The sequence below is a fragment of the Ilumatobacter nonamiensis YM16-303 genome (genome assembly GCF_000350145.1).
Lineage (GTDB): Bacteria > Actinomycetota > Acidimicrobiia > Acidimicrobiales > Ilumatobacteraceae > Ilumatobacter_A > Ilumatobacter_A nonamiensis.
On record NZ_BAOL01000289.1, the window covers coordinates 1 to 4,345 of the forward strand.

5 protein-coding genes are annotated in these 4,345 nt (G+C 68.0%); 1 reads left to right on the forward strand and 4 read right to left on the reverse strand.

Annotated features, from left to right (window positions below; translation table 11 throughout):
* Positions 1-197: P-II family nitrogen regulator (locus tag ON45_RS19820; protein ID WP_040496384.1), on the forward strand; the 197-nt coding region annotated here is incomplete at its 5' end.
* Between the two features lie 6 nt (positions 198-203).
* Here ON45_RS19820 and ON45_RS19825 read toward each other — a convergent pair.
* From ON45_RS19825 to ON45_RS19840, 4 genes are read right to left on the reverse strand one after another with little or no spacing between them, the layout of a single operon-like run.
* Positions 204-1,178, reverse strand: coding sequence for a 3-hydroxyacyl-CoA dehydrogenase NAD-binding domain-containing protein (locus ON45_RS19825; protein ID WP_051063470.1), 975 nt, complete (start codon positions 1,176-1,178; stop codon positions 204-206).
* Positions 1,175-2,065: a beta-keto acid cleavage family enzyme gene (locus ON45_RS19830; RefSeq protein WP_040496386.1), complete on the reverse strand. Its 891-nt coding sequence runs from the start codon at positions 2,063-2,065 to the stop codon at positions 1,175-1,177. Before ON45_RS19830 ends, ON45_RS19825 begins: the two co-directional genes overlap by 4 nt.
* Complete coding sequence (locus ON45_RS21935; protein ID WP_051063471.1) at positions 2,062-3,255, reverse strand: TauD/TfdA family dioxygenase; 1,194 nt, start codon at positions 3,253-3,255, stop codon at positions 2,062-2,064. The genes ON45_RS19830 and ON45_RS21935 overlap by 4 nt, the downstream gene beginning before the upstream one ends.
* A 36-nt stretch (positions 3,256-3,291) precedes the next feature.
* Positions 3,292-4,257, reverse strand: coding sequence for an alpha/beta hydrolase (locus tag ON45_RS19840; protein ID WP_148288796.1), 966 nt, complete (start codon positions 4,255-4,257; stop codon positions 3,292-3,294).
* Between the last annotated feature and the right edge of the window lie 88 nt (positions 4,258-4,345).

Sequence of the window (4,345 nt, forward strand, 5' to 3'; positions counted from 1 at the left end):
GAGCGGAGTACAAGATCGACTTCGTCCCCAAGGTGAGCGTGTCGATCGTGGTCGACGACGGCGTGGTCGACCGGGTCGTCGAGGTGATCGTCGAGGCAGCGCGCACCCAGAAGATCGGTGACGGCAAGATCTGGGTCACCAATGTCGATCGGGTCGTGCGGATCCGTACCGGCGAAGAGGGCCCGGACGCGGTCTGACGGCGGTCAATCGGTCGAAGCAACGCCGCGCAGCGCGGCCACCGAGCGGCCGGCCCCCGCGTCGACCGATTCCAACGCCCGCAGGATGGCGACGAGGTTGCGGTCGCGCTCAGCGATCAGTTCGGCGAGCGTACGGTCACCGGACTGGGCATCCGATTGGTCGGCGATCGTCTCGACGAGTTCCTCGGTCCACTCGGGAGTGTCCGTCAACTTCGTCCATGGCCATGCCAACGACGGACCGAACTGATCGAGGAAGTGACGCATCCCGCCCGCTCCGCCGGCGGTGCGGTAGGTCTCGAACAATCCCATCTGCGCCCAGCGCAGGCCGAAGCCGTACCGGATCGCGTCGTCGATCTCCGCGGTCGTCGCGACGCCGTCGTTCACGAGCCACAGCGCCTCGCGCCACACCGCTTCGAGCAATCGGTCCGCGATGAACGCGTCGATCTCGACACGCACGTGCAACGGCTTCATGCCGAGGCCCATGTAGATCGCCATCGCCCGATCGATCGCGGCCGGCGAGGTCTCGGTCCCACCGACCACTTCCACGAGCGGGAGGAGGTACACCGGATTGAAGGGATGGGCGACCACCAGACGTTCGGGGTGCGACATGCCTGCGGCGAGAACGGACGGTGTGAACCCCGAGGTGGACGAGGCGATGATCACCTCCGGAGATGCGGCGGCTTCGATCGCCCCGATCGTGGCGTGTTTCAGTTGCAGTCGCTCCGGGACGCACTCTTGGACGAGGTCGACATCGGCCGCCGCATCCTCGATCGAGCGACACACGGAGAGGCGACCGAGCGGTTCCACGGGGAGCCCCAGATCCGCCCACGCCGCGACCGCCTGGTCCGTCACTTCGTCGAGAACCCCTGGAGCGGACGGCGCCGGGTCGTACACGAGGACATCGACGCGGCGGAGTCGCATCCGCGCGACCCAGGCCGCGCCGATCACGCCACATCCGACGACGGCGGCCCGCTCGATCATGCGTGTTTCGTCAGCTGGAGCTCGGTGCGCACATCGCCAGCCGATTTGAGTCCGATGTTCATCCCGCCGAGGATCGTGGCGGCTCGTTCCACGAGTGCCGCGTTGGTCGCCAGTTCGCCCCGGTCGAGGTACAGGTTGTCCTCGAGACCCACCCGGACGTTTCCACCGGCGATCGCGGCGAGCGCCACGTACTGCAGTTGCAGGCGTCCGATCGAGAAAGCGCTGAACGTCCACGAGTCGGGGATGTTGTTGACCATCGCCATGAACGTGTTGAGGTCGGGCGGCGCCCCCCACGGGATCCCCATGCACAGCTGGATCATCACGGGGTCCTCGATGAAACCGTCGTCGACCAACGACTTGGCATGCCACAGATGGCCGGTGTCGAACGCTTCGATCTCCGGCCGGACGCCGAGCTCGGTGATCTGGCGTGCCATCTCCTGGAGGATCGCCGGGGTGTTCGTCATCACGTAGTCACCCTCACCGAAGTTCATCGACCCGCAGTCGAGTGTCGTGATCTCCGGTCGCAGGGCGCGGACGTGTTCGAGACGTTCGGTCGCACCCGCCATGTCGGTTCCGGCGTCGGCGAGCGGGAGCGGCGACTCGACCGAGCCGAGCGTGAGATCGCCGCCCATCCCGGACGTGAGATTGAGCACGACGTCGACGTCGGACGAGCGGACCCGGTCGACGACCTCCGTGTAGTACTCGACGTTTCTCGACGGTGCTCCGGTAGCCGGATCCCGCACGTGGACGTGGACGACGGCCGCACCCGCCTTGGCCGCGTCGATGCAGTCGTGCGCGATCGCCTCCGCGGTGTACGGGACGAGGTCGGACTTGCCCACCGTGTCGCCCGAGCCCGTGACGGCACAGGTGATGAAGACCGATGTCATGTCGTGATTCTCCGTGATGTCGGTGATGTCGGTGCCGAGCGCGCGGCGCCCGGTCGACGCAGTACCCGCAGGCGGGAGTACAGGTCGTCGTGGTCGATGTAGCAGCCGCGCAGCCGCCGGCGACCCGCCGTTGCGTCGAACGCGTCGCGGCCGTGGAGGATCCGGCGGTTGTCGAATCCGACCAGGTCCCCCGGCTGGAAGGCCGACGTGATCATGAAGCGCGGGTCGTGTGCGACCTGGGAGAAGGTGCGCATCGCGTCGTACGCGCGTTGCTGGTTCGCGAGCGGCATGTGTGGGGCGAGGCGCACCGGGTAGAACGCGCGCAGGGTCAGGGGCGAGCGTGGCCCACCGAGGTCGATGATCGGTCCGACCCAGCGGTGGTCCCCGTCGATCGCCCGGTTCGCGAACACCCACTCGTCGGTCGTGAGCGAGGCGTACGCGTCGCGATGATGGTCACGGAGTTCGGCGACGACGGCCAACCCGTCCGCCATCCGCGAAAGCCCGCCGCTGACCGTGTTCTCGACACAGTGCAGGAACTGGAATCCGGGTGGTGTCTCGCGCGTCGGGAGGTCGGTGTGTTGGCCGAGCGCGAGGCCGGTGTTGGCGGTCGAGTCGGGTTCGACGATCGACTCCACCGTGAACACTCCACCGAAGTTGGACCCCCGAATCGGACCGATCCGGGCGGCGACCTCCCCCATCCACTCCTCGGTTGCAGGACAGCCGCGCAACCGTCCGACCCCGAGCGTGCAGAGCGACGCCAACCACGCCTCGAGGACCGCGTCGTCATCGAGGACCGCCGAACCGTCGAACGTCGGCAGGTCGGCCATCGTCGCCGTGGTCCACTCGGCCGGTTCTCCGGTCGCCGCGGTCGGGAGGTGGGCGCCGTCGGCGATGTGGCGGAGCCAACCGGGATGCACGCGGACGTCCGGCTCGGCGGACCAGGACAACGCGAGTGCACCGTCGCCGGTCACGCCGGCTCCCAGGAGATCCTCGGGATCGGGCAGCCGACCGGGCTCGATCGTGCCCTCCCGCGTTCGGGGCTCGATTCCGACGGTCTGCTCGTACAACCAGAGCGGATGGCAGTCGAACTCCAGCCCGTCACTCCACGCGATCCGGACGATGCCCTCCGTCAGTTCGGCACGGACGAGTGGGTGCCACCCGTGGTCCGCGAAGTCCGGCGTGAGGATCACCGCGCGGAGACTACTCCTCGGCGTCGGCGCGATGGCTCAGGTCGCCGCGGAGTGGAGCGTGCGCGCGATGAACGCATCTTCGTCGTCACGCCATCGCACCGAGGTCGGATGATCAGGCAGGAACCCGTTCGATCCGTGGAATGCTCCCGGATACACGTGCAGTTCGCAGGCGACTCCGGCGCGGTTCAGTTCCATGGCGTAGGCGATGTCCTCGTCGAGGAACATGTCGAACGTGCCGACGTTGATGTATGCCGGCGGAAGCCCACCGAGGTCGTCGGCCAGCGCCGGTGACGAGTACGCGCTCGGCTCCTCGTCGCCGAGGTAGGCCGCCCACGCCGCCTGGTTGGCGGACCGGTTCCACACCCGGAGATCCTGGATCGCCTCGCTGCTCGCGGTGTCGTTGCGATGATCGAGCATCGGGAACACGAGCAGCTGACCGACGAGTGCCGGGCCACCTTCGTCGCGCGCCCGGAGTGCGGTTCCCGCAGCGAGGCCACCGCCGGCGCTCGCACCACCGATCATGATCCGGTCGGCACTCACACCCAGTTCGTCGGCATGTTCGGCGAGCCACGTCAGCCCGGCGAAACAGTCGTCGACGAGGCCGGGCGCCGGCGTCTCCGGAGCGAGTCGGTAGTCGACCGACACGACGACGCAGCCGTGGTTCGCCGCACGCGTCGCGCACAGCAGGTCATCGGAATCGGCGCTCATCAGCACCATGCCACCGCCGTGGATCCAATAGATCGCCGGCGCTCCCGGTTCGAGCCCGTCGGGCGTGTAGATCTTCAGTCGGACGTCGGGTGCTCCGTCGAGCGAGGGAGCCGACGCCTCGGACACGGTGACGTTCTCCGGCGGAGGTGGCGCCGGCAACATCGCCAGGAGGCCCTCCAGGCGCGCCCGGGCAGCGGGGATGTCGCTGAGGTCCAGCAGATCCGGCGGCAGCATCGCGACGACACCGGCGTGCTGTTCGTCGAGGACGGAATCGAGGTCAACGGCAACGGTCATGGTCCGATCGTGCCAGACGAACCGCGGCAGGTCGGCGTCGGACCAGCCCGCCACGTATCAACTCGTGAACAGTTCGCGCACGGAGCGC